Origin of the sequence: Gordonia sp. SMJS1 (assembly GCF_029866425.1) — a bacterium.
Lineage (GTDB): Bacteria > Actinomycetota > Actinomycetes > Mycobacteriales > Mycobacteriaceae > Gordonia > Gordonia hongkongensis.
The window spans coordinates 4,127,744-4,149,606 of sequence record NZ_CP123381.1 but is presented as its reverse complement, the minus strand read 5'-3'; the positions used below and the strand labels follow the sequence as shown (position 1 = coordinate 4,149,606).

22 protein-coding genes and 1 pseudogene are annotated in these 21,863 nt (G+C 67.8%); 10 read left to right on the top strand and 13 right to left on the bottom strand.

Translation table 11 applies throughout. From position 1 onward, the window contains the following. Positions 1 to 3: 3 nt before the first annotated feature. On the bottom strand, positions 4 to 1,059 hold the full coding sequence (locus tag QAD21_RS18840; protein ID WP_068971160.1) for an alcohol dehydrogenase catalytic domain-containing protein: 1,056 nt from the start codon (positions 1,057 to 1,059) through the stop codon (positions 4 to 6). Next, positions 1,059 to 1,700, bottom strand: a complete 642-nt coding sequence (locus QAD21_RS18835; RefSeq protein ID WP_280359996.1) for a PaaI family thioesterase — start codon at positions 1,698 to 1,700, stop codon at positions 1,059 to 1,061. The genes QAD21_RS18840 and QAD21_RS18835 overlap by 1 nt, the downstream gene beginning before the upstream one ends. A gap of 196 nt (positions 1,701 to 1,896) precedes the next feature. Here QAD21_RS18835 and QAD21_RS18830 point away from each other — a divergent pair, with 196 nt between their 5' ends. From QAD21_RS18830 to QAD21_RS18815, 4 genes are read left to right on the top strand one after another with little or no spacing between them, the layout of a single operon-like run. Continuing rightward, the gene (locus tag QAD21_RS18830; protein WP_280359995.1) at positions 1,897 to 2,694 is read left to right on the top strand and encodes a lysophospholipid acyltransferase family protein; all 798 of its coding nucleotides are present in this window, start codon (positions 1,897 to 1,899) and stop codon (positions 2,692 to 2,694) included. 16 nt (positions 2,695 to 2,710) lie between these two features. Next, a complete protein-coding gene (locus tag QAD21_RS18825; protein WP_280359993.1) occupies positions 2,711 to 4,363 on the top strand; it encodes an AMP-binding protein in 1,653 nt (550 codons plus the stop codon). 3 nt (positions 4,364 to 4,366) lie between these two features. Continuing rightward, positions 4,367 to 5,824, top strand: coding sequence for a wax ester/triacylglycerol synthase domain-containing protein (locus QAD21_RS18820; RefSeq protein WP_280359991.1), 1,458 nt, complete (start codon positions 4,367 to 4,369; stop codon positions 5,822 to 5,824). Further along, positions 5,821 to 6,993, top strand: a complete 1,173-nt coding sequence (locus QAD21_RS18815; RefSeq protein WP_280359990.1) for an alpha/beta hydrolase family protein — start codon at positions 5,821 to 5,823, stop codon at positions 6,991 to 6,993. Before QAD21_RS18820 ends, QAD21_RS18815 begins: the two co-directional genes overlap by 4 nt. Before the next feature lie 197 nt (positions 6,994 to 7,190). On the opposite strand, the gene QAD21_RS18810 is transcribed toward QAD21_RS18815, so the two are convergent. The 11 genes from QAD21_RS18810 to QAD21_RS18760 all read right to left on the bottom strand — a co-directional run bounded on the left by QAD21_RS18810 (position 7,191) and on the right by QAD21_RS18760 (position 17,005). Continuing rightward, positions 7,191 to 7,340, bottom strand: a complete 150-nt coding sequence (locus QAD21_RS18810) for a hypothetical protein (RefSeq protein WP_231742467.1) — start codon at positions 7,338 to 7,340, stop codon at positions 7,191 to 7,193. Next, positions 7,337 to 8,371, bottom strand: a complete 1,035-nt coding sequence (locus tag QAD21_RS18805; RefSeq protein ID WP_280359989.1) for an NrtA/SsuA/CpmA family ABC transporter substrate-binding protein — start codon at positions 8,369 to 8,371, stop codon at positions 7,337 to 7,339. Before QAD21_RS18805 ends, QAD21_RS18810 begins: the two co-directional genes overlap by 4 nt. Positions 8,372 to 8,417: 46 nt before the next feature. Continuing rightward, entirely contained in the window at positions 8,418 to 8,768 is a 351-nt protein-coding gene (locus tag QAD21_RS18800; protein ID WP_280359988.1) for a ferredoxin family protein, read from the bottom strand. Next, complete coding sequence (locus QAD21_RS18795) at positions 8,765 to 10,387, bottom strand: FAD-binding protein (RefSeq protein ID WP_280359986.1); 1,623 nt, start codon at positions 10,385 to 10,387, stop codon at positions 8,765 to 8,767. The genes QAD21_RS18800 and QAD21_RS18795 overlap by 4 nt, the downstream gene beginning before the upstream one ends. Then, complete coding sequence (locus tag QAD21_RS18790) at positions 10,380 to 11,153, bottom strand: ABC transporter ATP-binding protein (protein ID WP_280359984.1); 774 nt, start codon at positions 11,151 to 11,153, stop codon at positions 10,380 to 10,382. Before QAD21_RS18790 ends, QAD21_RS18795 begins: the two co-directional genes overlap by 8 nt. A 5-nt stretch (positions 11,154 to 11,158) precedes the next feature. Next, positions 11,159 to 12,034, bottom strand: a complete 876-nt coding sequence (locus QAD21_RS18785; protein ID WP_280359982.1) for an ABC transporter permease — start codon at positions 12,032 to 12,034, stop codon at positions 11,159 to 11,161. 124 nt (positions 12,035 to 12,158) lie between these two features. Beyond that, the gene (locus QAD21_RS18780) at positions 12,159 to 13,487 is read right to left on the bottom strand and encodes an alpha/beta hydrolase domain-containing protein (protein ID WP_280359981.1); all 1,329 of its coding nucleotides are present in this window, start codon (positions 13,485 to 13,487) and stop codon (positions 12,159 to 12,161) included. 8 nt (positions 13,488 to 13,495) lie between these two features. Then, entirely contained in the window at positions 13,496 to 13,885 is a 390-nt protein-coding gene (locus QAD21_RS18775; RefSeq protein ID WP_065629690.1) for a carboxymuconolactone decarboxylase family protein, read from the bottom strand. After that, positions 13,882 to 14,763: an NAD(P)-dependent oxidoreductase gene (locus QAD21_RS18770; protein ID WP_280359980.1), complete on the bottom strand. Its 882-nt coding sequence runs from the start codon at positions 14,761 to 14,763 to the stop codon at positions 13,882 to 13,884. Before QAD21_RS18770 ends, QAD21_RS18775 begins: the two co-directional genes overlap by 4 nt. Beyond that, positions 14,760 to 15,500 (bottom strand): SDR family oxidoreductase, encoded by a 741-nt coding sequence (locus QAD21_RS18765; RefSeq protein WP_065629688.1) that lies wholly within the window; start codon positions 15,498 to 15,500, stop codon positions 14,760 to 14,762. Before QAD21_RS18765 ends, QAD21_RS18770 begins: the two co-directional genes overlap by 4 nt. Before the next feature lie 38 nt (positions 15,501 to 15,538). Next, on the bottom strand, positions 15,539 to 17,005 hold the full coding sequence (locus tag QAD21_RS18760) for an aldehyde dehydrogenase (RefSeq protein ID WP_065629784.1): 1,467 nt from the start codon (positions 17,003 to 17,005) through the stop codon (positions 15,539 to 15,541). Between the two features lie 64 nt (positions 17,006 to 17,069). Here QAD21_RS18760 and QAD21_RS18755 point away from each other — a divergent pair, with 64 nt between their 5' ends. From QAD21_RS18755 to QAD21_RS18730, 6 genes and pseudogenes are all read left to right on the top strand, one after another. Next, a complete protein-coding gene (locus QAD21_RS18755) occupies positions 17,070 to 17,651 on the top strand; it encodes a TetR/AcrR family transcriptional regulator (protein WP_033206302.1) in 582 nt (193 codons plus the stop codon). Next, the gene (locus tag QAD21_RS18750; protein WP_159371372.1) at positions 17,651 to 18,895 is read left to right on the top strand and encodes a cytochrome P450; all 1,245 of its coding nucleotides are present in this window, start codon (positions 17,651 to 17,653) and stop codon (positions 18,893 to 18,895) included. The genes QAD21_RS18755 and QAD21_RS18750 overlap by 1 nt, the downstream gene beginning before the upstream one ends. Continuing rightward, positions 18,895 to 19,707, top strand: a complete 813-nt coding sequence (locus QAD21_RS18745) for an SDR family oxidoreductase (RefSeq protein ID WP_280359979.1) — start codon at positions 18,895 to 18,897, stop codon at positions 19,705 to 19,707. The genes QAD21_RS18750 and QAD21_RS18745 overlap by 1 nt, the downstream gene beginning before the upstream one ends. Beyond that, positions 19,704 to 21,071 (top strand): cytochrome P450, encoded by a 1,368-nt coding sequence (locus QAD21_RS18740; RefSeq protein WP_280359977.1) that lies wholly within the window; start codon positions 19,704 to 19,706, stop codon positions 21,069 to 21,071. Before QAD21_RS18745 ends, QAD21_RS18740 begins: the two co-directional genes overlap by 4 nt. Further along, entirely contained in the window at positions 21,071 to 21,262 is a 192-nt protein-coding gene (locus tag QAD21_RS18735) for a ferredoxin (protein ID WP_280359976.1), read from the top strand. Before QAD21_RS18740 ends, QAD21_RS18735 begins: the two co-directional genes overlap by 1 nt. A 54-nt stretch (positions 21,263 to 21,316) precedes the next feature. Continuing rightward, positions 21,317 to 21,861: pseudogene (locus QAD21_RS18730) on the top strand (nuclear transport factor 2 family protein). The last annotated feature ends 2 nt before the right edge of the window (positions 21,862 to 21,863 follow it).

Below are 21,863 nucleotides of genomic sequence, written 5' to 3'. Positions count from 1 at the left end.
CGATCAGCCGACCGTGGACACCCCGGGCGCGATCAGCACCTTGCGGTGGTCGTTGGGCGCCGAGAGCTCGCGGACGACGCGATCGGTCTCGTCGAGCCCCACGATCCCGCTGACCAGCGTCGACGACCCGATCGCGCCCTTGTTCAACTCCGCTGCGGCGGTGTCGAACTCGCGCTTGGTGTAGTAGGAGACGAAGTGCATGGTGATCTCCTTGACGACTCCGGCCACCGGCATGAACGTGTCCGGGCTCAAGCAGACGCCCGCGATGACCACTGTGCCGTGGGTCGCGACCGCGTCGAGGGCGGACGCGATCATCCCCGGCTTGCCCACGCACTCGACGACCACGTCGAAGCCCGATTCGACCTGGGCGGGGAGTTCGTCCGGAGCGCACACCGCGGACGCGCCGAGATCGAGTGCGGCCGCGCGCCTGCCCGGCGACGGGTCCGAACACACGAGTTCGGTGGCCACGCCGCGGGAGAGCCAGTGCAACGCCGCGAGGCCGACGGGACCGGCGCCGAGGACCAGCACCCGGTCGCCGGGCCGGACGGACGCGCGGGTGACGGCGTGCAGACCCACCGCCAGCGGCTCGACCAGCGCGCCGTCGACCGGGTCGATGTCGTCGAGCAGGACACTCTCGGCGGCACCGACCACCGCGAACTCGGCGAGTCCGCCGGGTAGGACGCCGAGTCCGAGGGTGCGCGCAGACGGGCAGCGGGCGACGTCACCGGTGAGACAGGCGCGGCACCGATGGCACCCGATGACCGGCATGGCGGCCACGGCGTCGCCGACCCGGAAGGCGTGGGGGACGTCCGGGTCCGCGGGCCCGATGCCGACGACCTCGCCGGCGAACTCGTGGCCCATGATCGTGCCGGCCGGGAGCAGCGGCGCGATCGACAGGTCGGAACCGCAGATCCCGTTCGCCGCGACCCGCAGAACGAGTTCGCCGGGTCCAGGCGTCGGATCCGGACGATGCTCGACAACGAATCCGCCTGGGCCGAACTCTCCTGGCCCGAACTCTCCGGGGCCGGACTCTCCGGGGGCGGTCACCGCGGCTCGCATCAGCCCGCCGACCAGCGCACCGACGGGACGTCGACCGCGGAGCGCGGCACGATGAACACCCCTTCGGCGTCGCAGGTGACCCCGTCGGCGTCGGAGATCGTGCCGCGGACGATGCGTTTGCGTCCGCTGTGCTCGGTCACCGACGCCTGCGCGACCAGTGCGCCCAGGGGCGTCGGTCGCCCGTACCGGACAGTGAGGGTGCCGGTGTAGCACGGCCCCTCGACACTGGCCGCATTGCCGAGGACGTGATCGAGGACCATCGCGCACACCCCGCCGTGCACCTGACCGGGCGGCCCCTCGTAGGCCGCTCCCAGCGTGAACTCACTGCGGACCCCGTCGGCGACATGCACCACGTCGAGCGGTGGCGCGAGCGCATTGCGCACGCCGATGACCGCATTTCCCCAGGCCATCCCGGTGTTCTCGCGGGTGTGTCGCACCCCGAAGGCCCCGTCCATCTGGCTTCTCCGCAAATCGGCCACCACGTCGGCGATCCGTCGGCGCGCTTCGTCGAGGTCCTCCTCGGCGACCTCGGTGCGGATCACCGCGTCGACGAGGTCCCGGACGGTGTCGGTGAGAGGGGTGTAGACCGCGCGGCGACGCGCGACCTCCGCTTCGGAGATGTCCTCCAGTATGAAGTCCATAAGGCTACCGATCAGTCAGTTGTGGCATGGGTAACGAAGTGTGGCGACGCAAAGTAGAACGTGTTCTAATTTAACCACTAGAACGTGTTCTCATTTTGCGGTTCCGAGGACATCGACCCCGGTCGGACATCTGGCTCCGACCAATCCAGCGGTGATCCGCGCGAACCGCGAAATCGATCCCACAGGAGATGGACCGATGAGTGCCGAGACCTTCGACCTCACCGCACGCGACGAGACCTGGGTGAAGCGGGTGCTGCCCGTGCTCAAGCTCGTGGCCAAGACCTACTTCCGCTCCGAGGTCCGGGGCATGGACAAGGTGCCCGACGGCGGTGCCCTCCTCGTGTCCAACCACTCGGGCGGTCTGATGGCCTTCGACGTCCCGGTGATCAGCGTGGCCTTCGCCGACGAGTTCGGGGCGGACCGGCCGTTGTACACCCTGGCCCACGACCTCATCTTCACCGGATCGGGCAAACAGATCTTCGGAAAGGTCGGGTTCCTGCCGGCTCACCCGAAGAACGCGGTCGCCGCCCTGCGGTCCGGCGCGGCCACCATCGTGTTCCCCGGCGGAGAGTGGGAGGCGTTGCGGCCGAGCAGCCAGAGCGCGACGATCGACTTCCACGGTCGGACCGGGTACATCCGCACCGCACTCGAGGCGGGCGTCCCGATCGTCCCGATCGTCACCATCGGGGGCCAGGAGACGCAGCTGTTCCTCAACCGCGGTGACACGCTGGCCCGGGTGCTGCGGCTCGACAAGCTGATCCGCACCGACACCGCTCCGTTCGCGCTCGGCTTCCCGTTCGGTCTGACCGCGCACCTCCCGCCGAACATCCCGTTGCCGTCGAAGCTGGTCACCGAGGTCCTCGACCCGATCGACATCACCGCCGAGTTCGGCAACAACCCCGAACACGACGAGGTGGATCAGATGGTCCGCAAACGCATGCAGCAGGCACTGGACGACCTCGCCCGCAAGCGCCGATTCCCGGTCATCGGCTGATCACCAGGAGACGACGATGATCTCGCAACTCCGCGATCGCGTCACCACACAGATGTGGCTCGTTCGCACCCTCGTCCGCAGCGGCTTTCTCGGTTCGCTTCGGGTCGATCGCTATGTCCGCATGGGGCTCAACCTCCGTCGGCACGGCGGTGCCTCGCCGGTGAGCGGGATCGGCCTCGCCGCGGCGCGCGATCCCGGCGGACTCGCCCTCATCGACGAGGTGGGACAACTCACCTGGCGCGAGCTCGATGCCCGCTGTGGCGCGCTCGCCGTCGGTCTGCGCGATCTACCCGGCACGACCGTCGGCACCGTCGCCATCCTTTGCCGCAACCACCGCGGTCTCATCGAGGCGCTCGCCGCGACGTCCCGGCTCGGTGCCGACGCGGTACTCCTCAACACCGGGTTCGCCGGACCCCAGCTCGCCGACGTCCTCGAACGTGAACAGGCAGACGTGCTCATCGCCGACGACGAGTTCGACACCGTCGTCGAGGCCGCGGCGCAACGACTTCCGGAACTGCGGCGCATCCGTGCATGGACGGAGTACGAGTCGTCGCAAGGTGTCACCGTCAACGGACTGATCGGCGCGAATCGCGGCGCGCGACCCGCGCGGCCCGATCGTGCCGGCCGGATCGTGTTGCTGACCTCGGGAACCACCGGAACGCCCAAGGGTGCGCGCCGAGGCGGAAGCACCGACGTGGCGTCCCTCGCCGCGATGCTCGACCGGATTCCCTGGCGCGCAGGCGAGTCCATCGTCATCGCGGCCCCGGTCTTCCACGCATGGGGTTTCGGGCAGGTGGCCATCGCGGCGACGATGACGTGCACGATGATCATGCGCCGTCGCTTCGATCCCGTGGCGACGCTCGACATGGTCCGCGACCACGGGGCCACCGGCCTCGCCGTGGTTCCGGTGATGCTCGAACGCATCACGGACCTCCCCGACGACGTCCTCGACGACCACCCGATGCCGACACTGCGCTTCGCCACCGCGAGCGGATCGCGGATGCGCTCCGACGCTCTCGTCGCATTCCTGGACCGGTACGGCGACGTGGTCTACAACAGCTACAACGCCACCGAGGCGGGTCTCATCACCACCGCCACCCCAACCGATCTGCGCACCGCGCCGGAGACCGCCGGGCGGCCGCTCGCGGGTACGAGTGTTCGCATCCTGGACGACGACGACCGCGAGGTCCCCGTCGGCGAGGTCGGGCGCATCGTGGTCGCGAACAACTCCGGGTTCGACGGTTACACCAGCTCGGACACCAAGGCATTCAGCGACGGACACATGGTGTCGGGCGATGTCGGCCGCTTCGACGAGAACGGGCTGCTGTTCGTCGTCGGCCGCGACGACGAGATGATCGTCTCCGGTGGGGAGAACGTGTATCCCCTCGAGGTCGAGTTGGTCGTCGGGGCTCTCGACGAGGTGGTCGAGGTCGCGGTGACCGGGGTCGACGACGACAGGTTCGGCCAGCGTCTCGTCGCCCATGTGGTGCGAGCACCGGAGGCCGAGATCGGCGCCGAGGACATCCAGCGGCACGTGCGAGAACAGCTCGCCGGGTTCAAGGTCCCCCGCGACGTCCACTTCCTCGACGAACTGCCGCGCAATGCCACCGGCAAGATCCTCAAACGCGAACTCCCGTCCGCCCCGTCGACCGAACGAAAGGTGAGCTGAATCATGCACGCTGTCAAGCAGATCGACCGCTCCGCCGAAGTTCTGGACGCCGAACGGATGTCCGGTCCCGACGCGCTGATGCTGAACATGGAATCGGCGTCGACCCCGATGCACACACTGAAGGTCGCGGTGCTCGACACCTCCCGTCGTGGCCGGCCCCTCGATCTCACCGAGATCGCCGACGTCCTGCCCGACTACCTCGGTATGTTCCCGCGCGCAACCCAGCGGCTCGCGTGGGCTCGCGGACACGGCGCCCGTCCCTTCTGGGTGCACGACAACGACTTCGACGTGCGCCGGCACCTGGACGAGCGTTCCGCCGCCGCACCGGGGGGACGTGCCGAGCTGGACGCGATCCTGTCCGAGCTCGCCGTCCGGCAACTCGATCGGAGTCGGCCGCTCTGGGGACTGACCCTCGTGCACGGTCTCGCCGGTGGGCGGCAGGCGGTCGTCGTCCGCGTCCATCACGCCGTCGCCGACGGTCTCGCCGCACTCAACACGTTCATGGCCGCGACCGCCGGTCCGGATGAGCGGGTCGAGCAGGCGCCGATCGGCGCGACCCGCATCGAGCACGACGACGACGAGCTCACGCGCGCAGCGCGTTCGGAATCCTGGCGTATGGTTCGTCGCCTGCCGTCGGCAGCGTCGGCACTGGCGCGTGCGGTTGTCGCGAAACGCCGGGCCGGCGATGCCGAACTCATCCCGAAACCCCTGACGGTCCGTCGGACGAGTTTCAACGCCCGCAGCGGCGCCGAACGCGTGTGTGCGTCCGGCGACATCCCGCTCGCCGCCGTCCAGCGACTCGCGCTGGCCACCGGAAACACCGTGAACGGGGCTCTGCACGGTGTCATCGCCGGTGCGATCCGGGCGGAACTCATCGCTCGCGGCGAGGAGCCGGGAGTGTCGGTCTCGATCTTCGGGGTATGCAAGGACCTGGCCTCCACCCGTGTGCACGGCAACGAGATCGCCACCGCGATGGCCTATCTCAGGTCGGATCTGGCCGACCCGATCGAGCGGATCGCGGCCACCGGTGAGAGCTGCGCGGCGACTGTTCGATGCCGGCGCGAGGTCGGCTTCGATCTCACCGACGCGCTGGCCACTTACACCGGACGGCTCGGCCCGACCTTCCGCGGTCTGGCCGCGAATCGCGCGCCGCTGGTGATGAACAACATCACCACCGCCAACATGCCGGGTCCGCGCACCACGCGGTGGGTCGGGGACATCGAGGTCGTCGACTGGATCTCGTTCGCGCTGGCCATCGCACCCGCCGACGTCAACCTCACCACCTACAGCTATGCCGGCAGGCTCAGCATGGGCCTCATCGCGACACCGGAGTCGATGCCCGACCCGGCCGGCTTCTTGCGGCGGGTGGCCGACGCGGTCGCCGAGGCCGCCGATGCGCTCGGACGGACGACCGCCGACGAGGACGAGAACAGTACCGCGATGGCGCAGGAGGCGAGTTGATCGACTGGGAGTCGGGAGCAGCACGACTGGGGTTGTTCGCGAAAGTGCTGCCCCGTGCGATCGGCAGTTCGCGTGCGGCCAGCCGCGGGGATCCCGCGACGGGCGTCCCGCCGGCGGACTGCGGTCCGCGGATGGTCGGGGAGACCGCCGTCGACGAGCTGTTCATCGCGGTCAACTCGGTGATCCGGGACATCCCGCCGATCGACTTCGTGGAAGACTGCGTCGACCGATGTGTCGGTGTCGCAGATGAACTGGCTGCCCTCGGTCCGTCGCGAGTCCACCTCGACCCCGGCCCACCCGGCATCGTCTCCCGCAACCGGAAGACCTTCGGGACCACCTCGTTCGACCACATCGACTACTCGGTGGCGGTGCCGCTCCCGGAATCGATCGCCGCGGCCGACCCCTACGCCGACGGGATCGCCTCGGTGCGGGTGCTGTCACGACGACGCGCCGGTCGCCGCTGGTTGATCTGGGTCCACGGGGCGGCTCAGGGTCGGGCCGACGATCTCTACGCGTTCCGCGCGGCCAACCTGTACAACAAGCTCGGTTACGACGTGGTCTTCCCCGTTCTTCCGGCCCACGGCTCGCGGCGAGTCGAGAAGGTGGCCTATCCGGGGTTCGATCCACTGGTCAACACCGTCATCACCATCCGGGCGATCGCCGAGATCCGTTCGCTCATCACGTGGATCGAGAGTCAGGAACCCGCCGACATCGCGATCGCGGGCACGTCGCTCGGCGGACCGATCGCCGCGATGGTCGCCTCGATGGACCCCCGTATCAGCTCGGTGCTCGCCGTCGTGCCGATGCTGGAGATGCATGCCACCCTGGCTCATCACATGGAGCGCGGCGGGTCCAAGGGGCGCCATCTCGCGTCGTTGATGCGGAGCGAGCCGGTTCGTGCGGTCTCGTCGGTCATCAACCCACTGTCCGTGGAGCCGGTTCCGACACCAGAACGCCGCATGGTGGTCGCGGCGCTCAACGACCGGGTGACCTCCGTGACCGCCGCCCAGCAGCTACACAATCACTGGGGTGGGAAAGTCCACTGGTACTCCGGTAGCCATGTCGGACACGCCATCTCGGGCAGTATCCGACAGGCCACCGACGAATTCCTCCGCGCCGCCCCGCCCCCGCGGTTCGACAGCGAACCGGGCCTGCGGTCGCTAATGTGAGGCAGCGCTGACCTCTTCTGCTCCCTAATCCGAAAGAACGCCCTGTCCCTGCGCCCGGAGCTTGCGGAGGGCGCGTCACGGGTCTTCGCAACCCGACTCACCAGGACCCTTCGTGACGGCCTCCGCAAGCTCCGGCCTCCTCAGGGAGCAGTAGTTGGGCTCGCACCTCAGGGGGGTGGGTTCGTTTCGCTCGCACCTCACGGGGTGCTGTGATACCCCAGTTCCTCCGCGCGGCGGACCAGTGCCAGGTTGCGTTCCCAGGATGCGTCGACCGGGTCGTCGGGATGGTGTGCCGACGCCCAGGTGCCGTACACATTGGTCCACACTCCGAACCGGGGCCCGGTCACGAGTTCGCTCCTGTCGCGGGACGCTGCAGCCAGGAGTCGAGTTCGAAGTCTTCTTCGATGCTGCCCTGCTCGACCAGGAAAGCCTTGGTGCCGGTGAGCAATTCGACGGCGCGGGCCGGGAACGGCTCCTCGGAGTAGCCCTCGGGGTTGGCGGCGGCACGGACGGCGGCTTCGGGTGCCTTGGAGTTGCCGAGCTCGAACTGGAGGTACTCCTCCCAATTCGCCTTCGCGTAGAGGACCGACGACGCGTGCAATTGCTGCCACGTCGCGGCGAAGTCCGGATTCTTCTCCAGGAACTGGTCACTGCTGACCGTCACGCTGGTGCCGGCCAGATCGGGATGGTCCCGGTAGACCGAGTCCACCAGGTGAAATCCCTTGCCTTCGAAGGTCTGCAGCGCCACCGACGGGATGACGCCGGGCAGCGCCGCTCCGTCGATCTCCCCGGAGTTGAGTGGGGCCTCCTGATCGGCGGGATACAGATGGATCAGGTTGGCGGTGATGCCCTGTTCGGCAAGCGCGCCCTGCAGGTAACGGTCGATGTAGGACCCCTTCGGCACGCCGATGTTCTTGCCGGCCAGATCGGCAAGCGACCGGATCGACGGGTCCTTCGCCACCACACCCGCGTCGTTGTCGAACTGGCCGATCGTCAGCAGGCGGGTCTGCAGGCCCGAACCCCGGGCGACGAGCGCGGGGGTGTCACCGTAGCTCGCCACGTCGAGGCGTCCGCCGATGAGCGCCTGATTGAGATCGGGACCGTTCGGGAAGTTGAAGACCTCGACGTTGTTGACACCGAGCGGGGCGAAGGCATCGAGCAGTTCGCCTCGACTGTGGGCGAAGCCGACCGGACCAGCGATCACGTTGCTCGAGCCGATGACGCCGATCCGGAGTGTGTCGATGACCTCGCGCTGCGCCGACGACGCATCGTCGGAACCGCACGCGGCCACCGCTGCGAATGCCACGCCCGCCGACAAGAGGGCGAGGGCGCGTCTGATCCGGCGCAGCGGTGATCCGAAAGATGATGTGGTGGGCATGTTTTCTCTGTTCTGGCGGTCTGAAGGGATGAACGGGGTGAGCCGGTCAGTCGGCGTGTTGCTCGTCGAGCCGGGGTGGCGGGTCTCCATGCGGGATCGGGGGCCCGACCGCGGTGAGGCTTCCTGGTGCGCGCCCCTTGCCCCAGCCGAGCCGTTCCCGGTAGCTGCCGATCAGCTCGAGCGGCAACGATTCTCGGGTGCCGAGTGGGGACGACTCCGGGCTGACGTAGAGAGCGTCGGTGGGGCAGTACGCCTCGCACATGAAGCAGGTCTGGCAGTCGGACTGCCGTGCGATGACCGGTACGCCGTCGGGTCCGGTGTCGAAGACGTTGGTGGGACAGGCATTCACGCATTTGTCGCAGGCGATACACGCCGACGCGACGACGAGCTCGATCACGCGGGAATCCTGACGGCGAGCCGAGGGGCCGGGTCTGGCCGGCGGACAGCCGATCCGGGTGCGGCGACCCAGACATCGCCGAGTCCGCCGGTGCGGACGTGATCGCCCAGTGCCGGGTCGAGCTCGGGGTGGTCGGCGCGCTTGCTCATCCCGCGGGATTCGGTGCGGGCGAGTGCGGATCGGTAGATCCACCGTCCGACCGCGGTGATTGCAGCCGCCTCCCGCGCGCGGACGCGCCCCGCCGGTGTGCGGGCGCCGTAGGCCGGGCCGGAGACCTCGTCCCACAGCGAGTCCAGGGCGTTCAGCGCCGGTGCCATACGGTCGCCGTGACGCAGGTAGTTCTTCTCGAAGGGGATCAGTTCGCCCTGTGCGGCGGTCACCACCTCGTCGGGTGTGATCCCGCTCCGGGCGGAGTCCAATCCGACGGTGCCGGCGCCCGAGAGCCGATCGAGTGGGGATGCCCCGCCCGCGTCGCGGGCCGCTCGTGCCGCGGCAGCGCCTGCGAAACTGCCCGACGACATCGCCCAGGCGGAGTTGTGGCTGCCGCCGCCGGTGAAGCCACCGCAGATCCGCTCGCGGGTGGCGGCGTCGCCGGCCGCGTAGAGACCCGGGACGCCGGTCCAGCAGTCCGCGTCGACGATGTCGATGCCACCGGTTCCGCGAACGGTGCCCTCGGCGAGGAGATCGACCTCGAACCGGTCGGTGAACGGGTTGATGCCCCGGCGGTCGAACTGGAGGAAGAAGTTGGGTTGACCCTGGCGCATCTGTGCCGCCACCCGCTCATCGGCCCGGTCCAGCTGTGCGTAGACCTTCTCCTGCAGCAGAGTCCGTGCGATCACCGACCGCCCCTTCGTCGATCCCGCACCCTCGACGATGCGTCCGTCGGCGTGGAAGAAGGTGGCGTAGCCGTAGTACGCGGTCTTGGTCACCGTGGAGCCTTTCGGCACGATCGCGTACGCGTTGGCGAACTCCATCCCGGAGAACGAGGCACCCACCTCCGCCGCCATCAGTGCGCCGTCGCCGGTGTCGACGTTGCTGCCCAGTGCCTTGGACAGGAACGCACATCCGCCCGTCGCCACGACGACGGCGCCGGCCGAGATCCGGAAGTCCCGGCCGGTCTGCCGCTGGTATCCGGCGGCGCCCCGCACAGCGCCCTGGCTGTCGGTGAGGAGTTCCAGGACGGGGGAGTGATCGAGGATCTGTACACCGCGGCGTCGGACCCACGCGCGCATGCGACGCATGTACTCCGGGCCCTGGACACCGGTGCGGATGGGCTCCCCGGTGTGCTCGTCGATCGGGAACGGGTAGCGACCCTCGGTGCCCAGCCGGTGCATGTTCGCGTAGGTCCTGTCGAGAACCCGGTCCATCCAGGCGTGGTCCGCGAGATACCCACCGAGCGCTTCGCGACTCGCCTTCGCCGCCGAGCGCTTGTCCGGGTCCGGGACGACGTACCAGACCCCGGTCCCGGCCGGGGCCGTCGTACCCGACGCACCGCAGTAACCCTTGTCCACGATGATCACCTCGGCTCCGGCGTCGCGAGCGTGGATGGCGGCCCAGGTCGCGGCGGGACCACCGCCGATCACCAGCACGTCCGTGGACAGGGTCAGTACGTCAGACATGGGTGAACTCCCGGGGTGTCGTTGTCGGTGTCGTTGTGCGGCCGGTGGATTCGGCGTCGGTTCCGCCGACGCCGAGCCCGGCGAGCAGTTGTGAACGGAGGGCGACGAATTCGGGATCGGTGACCTGGCATGGGCGAGGTAGATCCACGACGATCTCCTGTGCGATCCGGCCGGCCCGCAGGATCAGCGCGCGATCCGCGAGCAGAAGGGCTTCCTCGACGTCGTGCGTCACCAGCAGTGTTGCCGGACGGTGCGCTTCCCACAACCGGGCCACCAGGCGTTGGGCATTGATCCGGGTCAGGGCGTCGAGCGCGCCGAACGGTTCGTCGAGCAACAGCAGGTCGGGCTCCCGGACGAGTGCGCGTGCCAGCGCGGTGCGCTGGGCCTCGCCACCCGAGAGCGTGGACGGCCAGGCGCCGGACTTGGCCGCCAGCCCCACCTCGTCGAGTGCGCGGAGCGCGCGGGCCTCGGTGTCACCGCCGCGCAACCCGAGCGCGACGTTGCGCCACACCGACATCCAGGGGATGAGTCGGTGCTCCTGGAACACGATGGCCTTGGCCGAGGGTGCCTCGATCGTGCCGGTGAAACCGCGGTCGAGCCCGCCGATCCCCCGGAGCAGGGTGCTCTTCCCGGAACCACTCGCTCCGAGCAGCGCGACGAACTCGCCCCGGGCGATGGTCAGATCCACGCGGTCGAGAACCCGCCGGCCGTCGAACTCGCGCCCGGCGCCGAGGACGCGGACACCGTCGATTCGATCTGCGGACATTCCACTCACCTACCTTCGAATCCGTTGCGCCACGACAGGAACCGACGCTCGAGTATTCGCACGCCGATGTCGGTGAGCAGTCCGAGTACCGCGTAGATCACCAGGACCAGGAAGATCTGATCGGTGCGTAGGTACTCCTTGGCGTCGTTCATCAGGAAGCCCAGACCGACCGGGGTGGTCTGCATCTCCGCGACGACCAGGACGAGCCAACCGATGCCCAGCGCCTGTCGTAGCCCGACGAAGATCTGCGGTAGTGCGCCCGGCAGGACCACGTATCGCACGAGTTCGAAACGCGTCAGCTCCAGCGATTCGGCGGCTTCGATGAGCTTCTGGTCCACGCCCCGGATGCCGGCGAGGAAGTTGAGATAGATGGGGAAGATCGGGGCGACGATGATCAGGGCGATCTTGAACGAGTCGCCGATCCCGAACCAGATGATGAAGACCGGGACGAGGGCCACGGCGGGCATCATCCGCAGCACCTGGACCGGTGCGTTGACCAGGTCTTCGGCGACCTTGAAGAGGCCGGCGGCCGCGCCGAGCACCGCGCCGATGGCGATCCCGATCGCCAGTCCGATCGCGACGCGCCGCCCCGACGCGGCCAGATGGGTCCAGAGTTCACCGGTGCTGATCAGTTCCCAGCCCGCCTCGACCACCTCGGTGGGTGCGGGGGTGGTCGCGCCGAGCCATCCCCGCGCGCCGACCTGCCAGATGACGACGACCAGGATCAGGCCGATGGACTGACGGAGCGTGCGTGTGGCGGCGTGACGGGAGAGCCGTCGCCGACGTACTCGGGCCGCCGGGCCGTCGGACGGCACGTCGACGGGCCCGGCCGCGGACGGCACGGGGGCGACACCGACCGGTGTCGTGAGTTCTAGAGTCATCGAAATCCGCCTGGGAGAGGGCTGGCAGGACTTCTGGGACGCTACTGAGAACTCGACTCCACCGGCACCGTTGGAGTCATGGTGATTTTCAAACCGCCGCGCGTCGAGACGATTCGGCGGACGGTCAGTTCGGGATCAGGTCCGGATTGGCGTCGGCGAGCAGCTCGTCACGGTCCTCGGCGAGGACGAATCCGCCCGCGATGGCGGCGTCGGCGGCGTTCCGGTAGTGCTTCTCGTATTCGTCGCGCGTTCCGTACCGGGCCGCCAACGCGTCGGCGGGTACAGGGAATGTCGTGCCGAACAGCAGGCAGATGCGGGAGACGGGGTCGGCGACGATCCCGCTGAGGACCTGGGTCGGTGCGTCGACGCACGGCGTCCGGACCCCGCCCCGGACGTTGCCGATGTCGTCCAGCTCGAACACGGGGTCGGCGCCGTCGATGTCCCGGAGGGCCAGCGGGGCGGCTGCCGGCGGCGGATCGCCACCGTTGGCCCAGGATCGCAGGTGCCGCAACGCAGCCCGCAGGACGAAACGCTGCTGACCCCGGTTGACGGGGTCGGGGCAGCCGAGGAACTCCTCGAAGTCGCCGACCTGGTGCAGGTCGGCGTGGGACGTGCCCGCCATTTCCCACACGCGTAACCGGTCGGAATCCGGTTGCCGCGCAGTGTGATAACGGAAGTTGGTCAGGACGTCGGTCTCGGTCTGCACCACGAACACCGGTGCGTCGAGGTCGGCGCGGATCGTGGTGGGCTCGCGCCCGAAGACGGTCGCCACGTCGATGCCCGAACCGACCTCGCCTGCGGGCAACCCGGCGGCCGCGCGGCTGTGGATGAGGTATCCGTCGAACGGCGCCGCATCCGGGCCGATGGCGTTCACGTAGGTCGTCAGGGCCATCGCCGACTGTGATTCGCCGATCGCGAGCACGGTGGCGACCGTCAGGCCCGCGAGGGGATGGTCGGCCCCAGCGGTGTCCCGGGCGGCCCGTCCGATCGAGCTGAAGATGTCGTAACAGTACGCATCACCAGGATGGTGGAGTCCGGCATACCGTTCCGGGTCCTTGGCGGCGAGACTCTGCGGCGCACCGGTCGCGACGCCGACCGAGCCCGTGCCGCCCTCCACTCCGACGAACTGGGCCGAGACCCCGATCCAGGCGTGCCCGGAACGGACCAGTTCAGCAGCCACATAGGAGTATTCGGGGGCGGCGTCGGCGCCACTGCTGACGTTCAGCCACTCGACGACAACGCAGCCGCTGAACGTCGCGGGCTCCGCTGGGCGTCGGACGACGACCCGGGTCGTGAACTCGGCGGCGGGCGCGGGCGGGTCCCCGACGATCTTCTCGGCCACCCCCGACGCCGCGTACTCGATGTCGGTGTATCCGGCCGCGGCGAGGTCGGGGAGGGGAGAGGCGCTGAGCAACGAACACCCGTCGCCGCCCTGTAGGACTCGAAACCGCATGGGTCGACTCACTTCTTCTTCCGGTGCTGCTTGATCACCTCACCGAACATGAAGTGCATCTTGGTGCCCTGCGGCCAGCCTACGTAGTAGCAGAGGAAGAGGCTGATCTCCTCGAGCTGCTCTGGGGTGAGCTCTCCGTTCCCGAGTGCGGCACCGGCCTGGATCTCGGCGACGTCGATGTTGTTGCTCGCGGCGAGCGCGCCGAGCAGGAGCAGCCGACGATCACGGTTGGACAGACCGTCTCGCGCCCACACATTGCCGAACACCTGGTCGGCGGTGTGTGCGAAGTAGTCGCCCGGGCCGTCGCTCACCTCCCAGCCGTAGACCTCTGACATCTTGGCGAGGCCGCGCTTGCGTGCCTCGTCGGGTGCGTCGTCGGAGATGTTGGAACGGGTCATGCTGGTTCTCCTTCGAGGTGGGGGACACCGAGCCCGGTGGCCAGGTTCCGCAACGCGAGCTGCCCGAGGGGCAGGTCGACGCCGAGTTCGTCACCGAGTGCGAGTGCGAGCGTCAGGTCCTTCTCGCCCAGGGTACGGACGCCGGCGAGGATTCCGTACCAGGGATCGTCGCGCTCGACGGGAGCGGTGGTGTCGCGCAACATGATCGCCCCGGCCCCACCGGTCACGGCGTCGGAGTGCCGGACCACCTTGCCGAGCTTGGTGATGTCGATGCCGGCGGCCTCGGCCAGTCGCGCGGCCTCGGTGGTCGCGGTGAACGAGATGAAGTGGAGGAGGTTGCGCGCCAGCTTCATCCGGGTACCCGCGCCGACCTCGGGCCCCGCGTGGACCAGCATGTCGGCGGTGAGCGCGAACGGTTCCTTCAGCTTCTCGTACGCGTCCCGCGGTCCACCGACCATGATCGCGAGGCGGCCCGACGCCGCACCCATCGCACCACCGGAGATCGGTGCGTCGAGCAGAGTCACCTCGCGCGCCGCGCACAGATCCGCCAGTTCGACGGCGGTCTCCGGCGCGATGGTCGAGTGGACGGTGATGACGGTGCCCGGGCGAGCTGCCGACAGCAGGCCGTCCGGACCCGCGACCACGGTTCGGACCTGCGCGTCGTCGAGCACGCAGATGCCGATGATGTCGGCCGACGCGGCGAGATCGGCAAGCGATTCCGCAGCGGTGGCGCCCTTCTCGACGACCTTCGCGGCGGCGTCGGACGACAGGTCGAACACCGTCAGCCCGCCGGCCCAGGCGGCCAGGCTCCCGGCCATCGGCCCACCGATGTTGCCGAGTCCGACATACCCCAGACGGATGAGGGACGACTCGCTCATGAGCGGATGACCTGGCCGCCGTCGACGTTGAAGATCTGCCCGGTGATCCACCCGGCCTCGTCGGACAGCAGGAACAGGCACATGCCGACGAGATCCTCGGGAGTGCCGAAACGCTTCAGCGGCAACCGGTTCACGATGTCGGCGACCATCTCCTTGGGTGTCGTGCTCCGGGTCGCCTCGGTGTCGATGGGTCCCGGGGCGATCGCATTGACGCGGATGTTCTGCCCGCCGAGCTCGGTGGCGAGCTGCTGGGTCAGGCCGTTGACACCGACCTTGGCCAGCCCGTAGAAGCCGCTGTACAGCCATGCGGCGGTCGAGGACTGGTTGACGATGGCGCCGCCGCCATTGGTCATGTGCGGGTAGACCGCCCGGGTCACGTTGAGTGCACCGTCGAGGTTCACGCTCATGAACTTCTTGTAATAGTCCCAGGGCACCGTGATGAGGAAGTCGAGTTTCATCCCGCCGTAGATCGCGGCGTTGTTCACCAGACCGTCGATCGAACCGTAGGCGTCGACGGTGGCGGCGGCGAGCGCCTTCGCCGAATCCTCATCCGCGACATCGGTGCTGACGTACAGTCCGCCGATGTCGGCCGCTACCTGCTTGCCCTTCTCGTCGGCGAGGTCGGCGACCACGACGTTCGCGCCCTCCGCGGCGAGGGCACGCGCATAGGCCTCGCCGATCCCGCCGGCGGCGCCGGTGACGATGATGGTCTTGTTCTCGAAACGCTTGGAACTCATTGTCCTGCTTTCTGTGTGGTCAGTGTGTTGTCGAAGGGTCACGCCGGGCGGGCGACGGCCTTGGTCTCCAGGTACTCCTCGAAACCGGCGACACCCATCTCGCGGCCGATGCCCGACTGTTTGAAACCGCCGAACGGGACGTCGGCGGAATACCAGATGCCGCCGTTGACGCCCATCGTCCCGGTGCGAACTCCGTTGACGACCTTGTCGATCCGGTCCTCATCGGTCCCGTAGACCATGCCCGACAACCCGTACGGCGAGTCGTTGGCGATGCGGATCGCGTCGTCGTCGCCGTCGTGGGGGATGATCACGAGCACCGGGCCGAAGATCTCCTCCTGCGCCACCCGCGCCGAGTTGTCCAGACCCGAGATCAGGGTCGGTTCGACGAAGAAACCGGCGGGCCTGTCGGCGGGACGGCCGCCACCGATCTCGATGGTGCCGCCCTCACTGGTGGCGAGTTCGATGTAGGACTCGATGCGCTGGCGCTGCCGGGCCGAGATGACCGGTCCGCAGATGGTGCCGCCGTCGGTCGGGTCCCCGGCGGGCAGGCCGGCCATCGCGTCGCGGGTAGCGGTGATCGCCTCGTCGAGGCTGCCGCGCGGAACCACGAGACGCGTCGTGATCGCGCACCCCTGGCCGGCATGGGTGACGACGTTGAACGCGGCCATGGCGCAGGCGGATCCGATGTCGGCGTCGTCGAGGACGATGAAGGCCGACTTGCCGCCCAGCTCCAGGAACACCTTCTTCAGCGACTCGGAGGCGGCCGCCATCACCTTCTTGCCCGTCGCCGTGGAGCCGGTGAACGAGACCAGGTCGACGCGAGGGTCGGTGCTGAGCTGGGCGCCGAGCTGATGGTCGGTCGAGGTGACGATGTTGAGGACGCCCGGCGGGAAGTCCGTCTCCTCGGCGACCACCTTGCCGACGAGCGCCGCACACCACGGGGTGTCGGGCGCGGGCTTGAGCACCACCGTGCACCCGGCGGCTAGGGCGGGTCCGATCTTGGCGAAATTGATCTGGTGCGGGAAGTTCCACGGGGTGATCGCGCCGACGACGCCGACCGCCTCCGAGCGCAGCTCACGGTGGTTCTTCAGTCCCATGGGTTTCGCGGTGCCGAGGTCGCGAGTCCACTCATAGCTCTCGGCGAGGTCGGCGAAGTAGCCGAGATCGGTGACGGGTCCCTCGAACTGCGGGCCGTGGGTGAGGAACGACGGGCACCCGACCTCGGCGATGGTGAGCTCTCGGAACTCGTCGCCGTGGGCGAGCAGTGCGTCGCGCAGTTGACGCAGGCAGCGAGCGCGGAAGGCGTGATCGCGCGACCAGTCGGTGGTGTCGAAGGCGGTGCGAGCGGCGGCGATGGCGGCATCCATGTCGGCCGCGGTGGCGTCGGCCGCCTGCCCGATGACCTCCTCGGTCGCGGGATTGACGACGTCGAAGACGCCACCGCTCCCAGGGGTGAGCTTGCCGTCGATCAACAGATCCGACGCGGATTCGGGGCGAAGAGGCATGAGCTGGAACTCCATCTGGACAGGTGTCTGGACTCGCGTTCAAACCTAGTGTAGCGTGGCTCACATGTCCAGCCCCGTGTCTCAGGAATCCACTCGTCGCAGGCTGACCCAGCAGCAGGCGGAGACGGTCACACGTCTCACCGATGCCGCGGTCGACGTGCTGAACGCCGAGGGTTTCGACGGTCTGACCGTGCGGTCGGTGGCCAAGATCGCCGGGGTCGCGCCGGCTACCGCCTACACCTACTTCTCGTCGAAGAGTCACCTCGTCGCCGAGGTGTTCTGGCGTCGCCTCTCGGCCGGGGTGCTCGAACCGGATCCCGGTGCACCGCGGAGTGAGCGCGTCGCGCAGGTGCTCCGCGAGGTCGCGCTGGTCGTGGCCGGCGAGGGGCAGCTGGGTGGTGCGGTCACGGTGGCCCTGCTGGGCAGTGACCCCGACGTCGAACACCTGCGCGTGCGGATCGGCGCATTCATCCGGCGTCGTCTCGCCGCCGCCCTCGAAGAGGACCCGGAAAACCCGGGCCCGCTGCTCGACGCCCTGGAGATGATCTACTCCGGCGGCCTGGTCTATGCCGGTATGGGGCACATGACCTACGAGCAGACCTCCGAACGTCTTGTCGCAGCCGCACATCTACTGATGGAGAAGTGATGACCGAAACGACGGCGGTGTCCGGGATGGAGCACGAGCTCCCCTTCGACCCGTATGCCTATGATTTCCACGAGGATCCCTACCCGACCTATTCCCGTCTCCGCGCGGAGGCGCCGGTCTACTACCACGGCGGGATGAACTTCTGGGCGCTCGCCGGACACGCCGACGTCCGTGCCGCATTCCGTGACACACAACGACTCTCGAACAGCTGGGGCGTGTCGATGGACCCGTCGGCGTACGGTCCCGACGCGCACAAGTCGATGTCGTTCCTCGCCATGGACGACCCCAAGCACATGCGTATCCGCAAACTGGTCTCCAAGGGCTTCACGCCTCGCCGCGTCAACGAACTCACCGGCAGGATCACCGCCCTCACCCATCAGCATTGGAGCAGATGTCTCGACAAGGGCGAGTTCGACTTCGTGCACGACTTCGCCGCCCTGCTCCCGATGGACGTCGTGTCCGAACTGCTGGGAGTGCCCGAAGCCGATCGCACCCGGCTGCGCCACCAGTCCGACCTGCTGTTGCATCGCGAGGACGGCGACCTCGACCTTCCCGAGGCGGCGGTGTACGCGTACATCGAACTGCACAAGTACTATTCGGAGCTCATCGCCGACCGTCGCAAGAACCCCGGCGAGGATCTGGTCTCGGCCCTCATCGCGGCCGAGATCGACGACGACGAGACCGGTGAGAAGACGAAGCTCACCGAGGACGAGATCGTCGGGTTCATGGTTCTGATGGTGGTGGCGGGCAACGAGACCACCACCAAACTGCTTGCCAACGCCCTGTATTGGGGCTGGCGCAATCCGGACGAGCTCGCCAAGGTCTTCGCCGACCCGGAAGTCGTCGTCCCGGACTGGACCGAGGAGACGCTGCGCTACGACAACTCGACGCAGATCGTCGTGCGGCGGGTGATCGAGGATGCCCCTTATGGCGACTTCGTGATCCCGGCGGGCGAGCGCGTACTCCTGCTCGTCGGTTCGGCGAACCGCGACGTCGAGGTGTTCGGCGCCGACGCCGACCGGTACGAGATCGGCCGCGACTGCGCCCAGTCCCTGATGAGTTTCGGCCTGGGCGCCCACTTCTGCCTCGGGGCGCACCTCGCGCGCCTCGAGGCCAACATCGGCCTGACCGAGGTGATCAAGTCGATCCGGGCAGTGGAGGTCGATGCCGACAAGGCGGTACGGGTCCACTCGGTGAACGTGCGCGGCTTCGCCGAGCTCCCGGTGAAGGTGACGGTGCGCTGATGGCTTTCCGTCCTCATCCCGAGCGCCGACCGGTCCTCGTCGCGGGGGCGTCGTCGGGCATCGGCGCCGCCACCGCCGAATTTCTCTCCGCTGCCGGCCATCCCGTCGCGCTCGCCGCCCGCCGGGTGGAGAAGTTGCAGGAACTCGCCGACAAGATCACCGCTGCCGGTGGCGAGGCCGTCGCAGTTCCGCTCGACGTCACCGACGAGCAATCCGTGCTCGACTGCGTGGCGAAGGCCGAAGCTGCTCTCGGGCCGTTGGAGATCGTCGTCGCCGGTGCGGGCGATCTCGCAGTCGGACTATCCTATGAGACCGGTACCGACCATTTCGCGGATCAGATCAACATCCATCTCACCGGCGCCTACCGGATCTACCGCGCCGTGATCGCCGGCATGATCGACCGCGCCCGAGGAGATTTCGTGTTCATCGGCTCCGATGTGGCGATACATCCGCGGCCCTGGTCGTCGGCGTACGTCGCAGCCAAGTCCGGCATCGATGGGCTGGTGGCGACCATTCAGCTCGAGCTCGAGGGAACCGGTGTCCGTGCGGGAGTCGTGCGGCCCGGGCAGACACTCACCGGCATGGGGATGAACCTCGACCCGAAGACGACCGAGAACATGCTGAACGACTGGATCACACACGGTCTGGCCCGTCATGGCAACTTCCTCTCGCCCGAACACATCGCGCAGGCCGTCGCCGCCATGGTGACCATGCCTCGCGGTGCGCACATGCGGTCGGTCGAGGTGGAGGCCGAAGGCGCAGTCAGCGACAAGAAACGACAGGCAGCACAGGAGAAGGGGACGGATGGATGACCGCCATCACCGAATCAGGCCTGAAACAACCGAATCGCGTCTCGGGTGGCGAGGGCGAACACGGACATCTCGACGAACTCGCCACCGATCCGCTCGCACTGTTCTGGCGCGTGCGGGAGGAATGCGGGGACGTCGGCATGTTCCAACTCGCCGACCGTGAGGTTGTTCTCGTCTCCGGATCGGCCGCGAACGAGGAATTCTTCCGCGCCCCCGAGGAGGACCTCGACCAGGCCGCCGCCTACCCGTTCATGACACCGGTCTTCGGCGAGGGCGTCGTGTTCGACACCAGTCCCGAGGAACGATCCAAGGCGATCCACAACTCGGCGCTCAAGGGCGCACACATGAAGCAGCACGCGGTGACCATCCCCAACGAGGTCGAGCGGATCATCGCCGACTGGGGGGACGAGGGGGAGATCGACCTCCTCGACTTCTTCGCCGAGCTGACCCTCTACACGTCGTCGTCGTGTCTCATCGGACGGAAGTTCCGGGAACGGCTCAGCGGACACATCGCCCATCTCTTCCACGACCTGGAAAAGGGCACGGACCCGATCGCCTACGTTGACTACAACGCCGACATCGAGAGCTTCCGCAAGCGTGACGAGGCCCGGGCAGAACTGGTCGAGTTCATCCAGGGCGTGATGGACGAGCGGATCGCGAACCCGACCGAGGACAAGGAAGATCGCGACCTGATGGACGTCCTCGTCCAGGTCGGCTTCGACGCCAACACCATCACCGGCATGTTCATCTCGATGATGTTCGCGGGCCACCACACGACGTCGGGCACCGCCGCGTGGACCCTCATCGAACTGCTGCGCAACCCCGACTACATGCAACGCGTGTACGAGGAGCTCGACGAGATCTACGGCGAGACCCCGCCCGGCGAGCGCCCGGAATACACCTTTGCGCACACCCGTCAGATGCCACAGCTCGAGAACGCGCTCAAAGAAGCGCTGCGGCTGCACCCGCCGCTCATCATCCTCATGCGCGTGGTGCAGAACGACTTTCACGTCGAGGACTTCGAGGTGAAGGCCGGGCAGTCGATCGCCGTCTCGCCGGCGATCTCCAACCGGCTGCCCGAGGACTTCCCCGAGGCGGACACCTTCGACCCCGACCGTTACGACAAACCGCGGCAGGAGGATCTGGTCAATCGCTGGACCTGGATCCCCTTCGGCGCCGGTCGTCACCGTTGCGTCGGTGCGCAATTCGCGATCATGCAACTGAAGGCCATCTTCTCGGTGCTGTTCCAGAACTACGAGTTCGAGATGTTGCAGCCGCCGGAGAGTTACCGCAACGACCACTCGAAGATGGTGGTCCAGCTGCAGCAACCCTGCCGCGTCGCCTATCGCAAGCGTCAGGACGCGTGATGCGCGTCGAGGTGGACCTGGATCTCTGCCAGGGACATGGGATGTGCGAGATGGAGGCACCCGAGGTCTTCGCCGCGCACACCGATCATGTGGAGATCCTCGACGCGACCCCCGATGAATCCCAGCGCGCCGAGGTCGAGGCCGGTGTGCACTACTGCCCGACTCAGGCCCTTCGGATCATCGAGGACTGAGCTCCGACCACGTCGCCCACGCAATACCCGAACGATCGAATAAAGGTGGAACACATGTCTTTTGACCGTGCCGAACTCGACGAGATGAAAGAGCGCTGGCTCGCAGCGAACATCGAGGCCGAGAAGGCGGGGGACTGGAAGCCCCTGGCCGACTTCTACACCGAAGACGCCACCTACGGGTGGAACTACGGCCCCAACAAGGATTTCATGGCCGTAGGCCGCGAGGAGATCCGCGAGCTCGCCCTCGGACAGGAGATGGAGGGTCTGCAGGGGTGGGAGTACCCGTACCAGGCGTGGGTCATCGATGACCAGACCGGCGACATGATCGGACTGTGGAAGCAGATCTACGAGGGCACACGCGACGACGGCAGCCACTACGCCTCGAGGGCATCCAGGGTAGCTGGTTCAAGTACGGAGGAAACTTCCAGTTCCGTTGGCAGCGTGACTTCTTCGACTACGGCAACGTCTCGGCTCTCTTCATCGAGATGATGAAGAACAACGCGATGAGTGAGCCGATGCTCAAGCGTGTGGAGAAGTCGGCGCCGGGTGATCTGCCGGGTTGGTACGACTTCGGCAAGGCCCCGGTCGCGTTCTGGTGAAC

Excerpts from the sequence above, each read along its gene's own strand:
- QAD21_RS18840 (WP_068971160.1), bottom strand. The coding sequence starts at position 1,059 with ATGCGAGCCGCGGTGACCGCCCCCGGAGAGTCCGGCCCCGGAGAGTTC.
- QAD21_RS18835 (WP_280359996.1), bottom strand. The coding sequence starts at position 1,700 with ATGGACTTCATACTGGAGGACATCTCCGAAGCGGAGGTCGCGCGTCGC.
- QAD21_RS18830 (WP_280359995.1), top strand. The coding sequence starts at position 1,897 with ATGAGTGCCGAGACCTTCGACCTCACCGCACGCGACGAGACCTGGGTG.
- QAD21_RS18825 (WP_280359993.1), top strand. The coding sequence starts at position 2,711 with ATGATCTCGCAACTCCGCGATCGCGTCACCACACAGATGTGGCTCGTT.
- QAD21_RS18820 (WP_280359991.1), top strand. The coding sequence starts at position 4,367 with ATGCACGCTGTCAAGCAGATCGACCGCTCCGCCGAAGTTCTGGACGCC.
- QAD21_RS18805 (WP_280359989.1), bottom strand. The coding sequence starts at position 8,371 with ATGCCCACCACATCATCTTTCGGATCACCGCTGCGCCGGATCAGACGC.
- QAD21_RS18795 (WP_280359986.1), bottom strand. The coding sequence starts at position 10,387 with ATGTCTGACGTACTGACCCTGTCCACGGACGTGCTGGTGATCGGCGGT.
- QAD21_RS18790 (WP_280359984.1), bottom strand. The coding sequence starts at position 11,153 with ATGTCCGCAGATCGAATCGACGGTGTCCGCGTCCTCGGCGCCGGGCGC.
- QAD21_RS18785 (WP_280359982.1), bottom strand. The coding sequence starts at position 12,034 with ATGACTCTAGAACTCACGACACCGGTCGGTGTCGCCCCCGTGCCGTCC.
- QAD21_RS18780 (WP_280359981.1), bottom strand. The coding sequence starts at position 13,487 with ATGCGGTTTCGAGTCCTACAGGGCGGCGACGGGTGTTCGTTGCTCAGC.
- QAD21_RS18775 (WP_065629690.1), bottom strand. The coding sequence starts at position 13,885 with ATGACCCGTTCCAACATCTCCGACGACGCACCCGACGAGGCACGCAAG.
- QAD21_RS18770 (WP_280359980.1), bottom strand. The coding sequence starts at position 14,763 with ATGAGCGAGTCGTCCCTCATCCGTCTGGGGTATGTCGGACTCGGCAAC.
- QAD21_RS18765 (WP_065629688.1), bottom strand. The coding sequence starts at position 15,500 with ATGAGTTCCAAGCGTTTCGAGAACAAGACCATCATCGTCACCGGCGCC.
- QAD21_RS18760 (WP_065629784.1), bottom strand. The coding sequence starts at position 17,005 with ATGCCTCTTCGCCCCGAATCCGCGTCGGATCTGTTGATCGACGGCAAG.
- QAD21_RS18755 (WP_033206302.1), top strand. The coding sequence starts at position 17,070 with ATGTCCAGCCCCGTGTCTCAGGAATCCACTCGTCGCAGGCTGACCCAG.
- QAD21_RS18750 (WP_159371372.1), top strand. The coding sequence starts at position 17,651 with ATGACCGAAACGACGGCGGTGTCCGGGATGGAGCACGAGCTCCCCTTC.
- QAD21_RS18745 (WP_280359979.1), top strand. The coding sequence starts at position 18,895 with ATGGCTTTCCGTCCTCATCCCGAGCGCCGACCGGTCCTCGTCGCGGGG.
- QAD21_RS18740 (WP_280359977.1), top strand. The coding sequence starts at position 19,704 with ATGACCGCCATCACCGAATCAGGCCTGAAACAACCGAATCGCGTCTCG.
- QAD21_RS18735 (WP_280359976.1), top strand. The coding sequence starts at position 21,071 with ATGCGCGTCGAGGTGGACCTGGATCTCTGCCAGGGACATGGGATGTGC.